A 4,352-nucleotide genomic window follows, 5' to 3' on the forward strand; every position below is an offset into this window, starting at 1 on the left:
TCTGATGCTACTGAGAACGAGTAGCTGGCGACGCGTCTTACCTTTGAAGCATGCCCTTAAATCCACTCACTTTATCATCTTCACTTGATCTTGGTCACAATCTGGGCTGTGGGTCTTGATGAATGACGGGTCACCAATAACCAACAACGGACAACTATTCTTCTGCTTGCAACTGACAACGTGGAACTTGGAACTGCTTCTTTCCGGTGGGCAGTGGACCGTTGACGGACAACGTTGTTTTGAGCAGCGTTCAGCGTATCTTGGCACACCGGAACCTCGGACCCGCTACGCTACCGGCGCTTGCGTCATCAGTCTGTCTTTCATCTCGCTATTTTATGAAGAAGAATCAATGCGTAGACATCTTCCATTTGGAGACGATTTTCGGAATGATTGTGAGAGTGAGTATGGCGCCGGTGACCATTCCTATGGCGAGAAGCAACCCAAGTCCTGAGAACAACTTCAAAGGCGCGAATATCAGCGATGAAAAGCCTGCAGCCAGAGCTATTGTATTAGAAAGTATCGCCGGTGTGACCTCTTGTCTTGCCCTGTAGATATCTTTGGTCTCTATGAATCTGTTGATCAGGTGAATCGCGTAGTCTATTGTCATTCCGAGAAGGACCCCGGAAACGATAGCAGTAGAGATTTCCAGCTTTATGCCCAGTATCGCCATATAAGAGAAGTTGAAGAGTACAGACAAGGCGATCGGAAGAACAGACACTAGAGCCAGTTTGAATGACCTGAAAACGACTATGAGGAGCAAGGTGATGACTACTAGAGCCCATAAGATTGTGCTTACCTGACTGCGCAGTATTTCGTTGTTAACCCCGGAGATTATCAACAGCGGCGAAGCAACGTAAGGACTATACTGCTGATAATCCTCTAGAATTTCCTTCAAGTCATCTTCGAGACGCTGGGAGCTTACTGCGTCGGTATTTGGAGTCTTGACGAGTAAGCGCAGCGAATTGCCGACCATATATTGCTGCACGGGCAGATCGCCGTTGCGAGCAGCTATCTGGAGAATTGGAAGGGGGATTCCGAAAGCACTGGAAACATCCATTATGGATGAAACGCCCCTGACTTCTTCGAGCTTGTTAATGTCGGAAATGAGGTTCGAAATGATTTGTGCATCTGCGCCTGTGTAGAGACTGTTCTTGTCAAGAATGACGTAAAAAGGCATGTTCCAGCCGAACTCATCTCTTATGGTTTCGGCTGATTTCACGATTGAGGAACTCTTCTCGAAATAGTCGAACTGGTCGAAGTTCCGCTCGATTTTGGAAATCAGAAATGGCGAAACGACTGCGAAAGCAATTATACCTATAAGTGCAACCATTTCAATCTTCTTTGCCTTCTCTCCTGTCGGACCCTTGAACCTCAGTCTTCTATTCACCGCAGGGAGGTCGATGAAATAGAGAGCGGCAGGAAGAGCTATGAGAACGAGCGCCGAACTCATCATAATACCGATAGAGACCATTATTCCCAGTTGCCTGAAGGCCTCCAGACTGCTCACCAAGAATGTTAGAAAGCCGACTGCTGTCGTAAGCGCCGATAGGAAGACGGGAATAAGCTCCTCATGTACTGTTCGCTTCAACGCGAGATTTCTATCCAGAAACTTTCTGTTAGTGATGTATCGATCTATGAAATGGAGCCCATAAGACGAGGAGATTATAACTATGAAAAGACCCACCGTTGAGGTGAGAATGTTGATATCCAAGCCTATCATCACGCCAAAGCCGTAGGCCCAGACAGCCGCGATGATTGATAGAATCGAAGGGATGACTGCTGCCCGAATGCTTCCGAGCCTCAGGAAGTAGATGAAGCAGATTAGGCCGAAGAGAATTGGGGGATATACAACCAAAAGCGACAGTATTGAACCGTAGAGCTCTTCATCGATAATCGGCTCTCCGCTGGCGTAGAACTCCATGCCCTCCAGCGACTCGCCTGCAACTTTCAGGATCGTTTTGACATCTACGCTCTCGGTTACATTTATCGGAATGAGCGCGACCTCTCCATTCTCGTCTAGAAGGTTGTCGAGATAGAGCGGGTTCTGCAGAATCTCGCGAGCGTTATCCTTGGGGATCCCTTTCTCGAAATAAGGTTGGACGTTTGTCCCACCAATCAAACTAACCTTTGCCGCATCCTGATAGGAGTTGTAACCCACCACTCCCTCGATCGTAGAGAGCTTTTGCAGGAAATCATAAATCATTAGTGAATTGTCTTCCTTGAAGAGACCGTCTGTCTTAACTACAATGATAATCTGCTTTTCACTTCCGAAAAGATTCTCCATCATTCTCATGTTTTCTCTCGAAGGAGATTTCTCTGGTAGAAGAAATTCGCTTGAAACGTTTATTTCAACTCTTAGAATGAAGAGCCCCATTACTATCGTGATGATGGCAAACAGAGTTATTATAAGGATAGAAATCCTTCGGCTAATCATATGGATTGCCCCCTTTACAGAATTGTACTATGATTTCTTTGAAAGTTATGTTTATGTATAGTAAAATATCTAAACAATTAATTTCTTAGACTGTTATAATTACTTCATAGGAGGTGCACGATGAATTTGGAAGGCGAGGGAATAAGTCCTGAAAAGATACTTGAGTCTGTGTTCGATCTTGTCAGGAACTTCACAAAGTTCTTTTCTTTCACCATAGAGGCCGAAGAGATGAAGACAATCGAGCTCTATATCCTTTTGTTTGTTGCGCTCAAAGGGCCCCGGAGCATGTCCTCACTTGCGAAGGAGTACTCGATGACAAAGAGCAATATCACCGTTCTTGTGGACGATATGGAGAACAAGGGCTATCTTGCCCGTGTCCGTTCTGAAGAAGATAGACGGGTGATAATGATTACACTAACCGAGCGTGGCAAGGCTTTCTTTGAAAGCTTTTTGGCGAACTTTTCCAAGTTGATCTCCACGTTCATAAAGAAAGTTGGTTCCGAAGACCTTGCGATAATCACCGAAGGGTTCGAAAGAATAACCCGGATCGTTATAGACGAAAAACTCGTGGATTCCGATGAAGGGAGGCAAAGCTGAAAAGTCATGATACTTGTAACCGGTTCTACCGGGCACGTTGGTAACGTTCTCGTCAGAGAGCTTGTCATCAAAGGCGAAACCGTGAGGGCAGTTGCCCTTCCTGGAGAAGATACCTCGATGATCGAGCAGGAGAGAGTGGAGATACTCCACGGCGATATACGCGACAGGGAGTTTGTGGTCAGAGCCTGTGAAGGAATCGACACAGTCTATCATCTTGCAGCGCTCATATCCATAATGCCCAACATGAAGAAAAAGGTGAGAAGCGTCAACGTAGGCGGCACGGAAAACGTGATTCACGCGTGCAAGGTTCAGCGGGTGGGAAGGATGGTCTATACAAGCTCTATTCACGCCTTCACCGAGCTGGAACCGGGAAGCATGATAGATGAAAACGTGCCGTTCAATCCGGCCCGCACTAGCGGGGTCTACGGGAAATCCAAGGCCGAGGCCGTGCTGAGCGTACTAACTGCAGCCAGGGAAGGTCTGGACGCAGTCGTGCTCTGCCCTACGGGAATCATAGGACCTTTCGACTACAAGCTTTCCGAAATGGGAAACATGATAAGGCTCTTCGCAAGCGGTAAGTTGAGAGTCGGGATCGATGGCTCTTTCGACTTCGTCGATGTCCGCGATGTGGTGAGTTCGGAGATCGCAGCTTCGAAAGTGGCAAAGCCTGGCGAAGTCTACATTCTCGGCGGAGAGCGCGTAACGATACAGGAGCTTACGGACATGCTGCACCGTATAACCGGTAGAAAGAAAACCTACACCTTCTTGAAAAGTACTAGCGCTTACGTCCTTTCGGCCCTGAGCACACTGTATTACATGATCTCGAAGACCAAAGCCTGTTTCACTCCTTATACAGTACACACACTCACCAGAAACTACAAATATTCTCACAAAAAAGCTACGAAACTATTGGGCCACAATCCCAGAAAGGTCTCGGAATCGTTAAGGGACGCCGTCGAATGGCTATCCAGGTACGGCACGATAAAACTGCGGTGAAAGCTCAATTCGGCAGGTCAGATGTAGATCATCCCACCTGGCAAACTCGAGTCTTATCTACGAATGCACGAGAACCCATTCTTGAAAAGAAGAAAAAGCTTCTGAATATCTTTCTCTGATTCCTTTTCGTCTATCCTGTTGAGCTGAACCAAAACGCCCCTGAATGAGACGTTCATCCGACGCTGCGCGTCCAGGTTCTTGGTCAGAGGGGATGTAAGAGGCCAGAGGGAAGAGGTTGGAAGAGCGGGAAGACCTTGATCTTCTTACCTCTAACCTCATTCCTGTCGCCTCTATAGGGTTTAGACCCCTTCGACCCCCAATGGTT

General features: G+C 47.2%; 3 protein-coding genes. 2 read left to right on the forward strand and 1 reads right to left on the reverse strand.

Features of this window, described 5'->3' with window-relative positions; translation table 11 throughout:
- Positions 1 to 346: 346 nt before the first annotated feature.
- The gene (locus B3K91_RS10195) at positions 347 to 2,434 is read right to left on the reverse strand and encodes an efflux RND transporter permease subunit (protein ID WP_292593514.1); all 2,088 of its coding nucleotides are present in this window, start codon (positions 2,432 to 2,434) and stop codon (positions 347 to 349) included.
- Positions 2,435 to 2,554: 120 nt separating this feature from the next.
- On the opposite strand from B3K91_RS10195, the gene B3K91_RS10200 reads away from it, so the two are divergent.
- Both B3K91_RS10200 and B3K91_RS10205 read left to right on the forward strand, forming a co-directional pair.
- Positions 2,555 to 3,031, forward strand: coding sequence for a MarR family winged helix-turn-helix transcriptional regulator (locus B3K91_RS10200; protein WP_292594962.1), 477 nt, complete (start codon positions 2,555 to 2,557; stop codon positions 3,029 to 3,031).
- A 6-nt stretch (positions 3,032 to 3,037) separates the two neighbouring features.
- Positions 3,038 to 4,027: an SDR family oxidoreductase gene (locus B3K91_RS10205; RefSeq protein ID WP_214061401.1), complete on the forward strand. Its 990-nt coding sequence runs from the start codon at positions 3,038 to 3,040 to the stop codon at positions 4,025 to 4,027.
- Positions 4,028 to 4,352 lie beyond the last annotated feature (325 nt).

The sequence above is a fragment of the Mesotoga sp. UBA5847 genome, assembly GCF_002432735.1.
Classification (GTDB): domain Bacteria; phylum Thermotogota; class Thermotogae; order Petrotogales; family Kosmotogaceae; genus Mesotoga.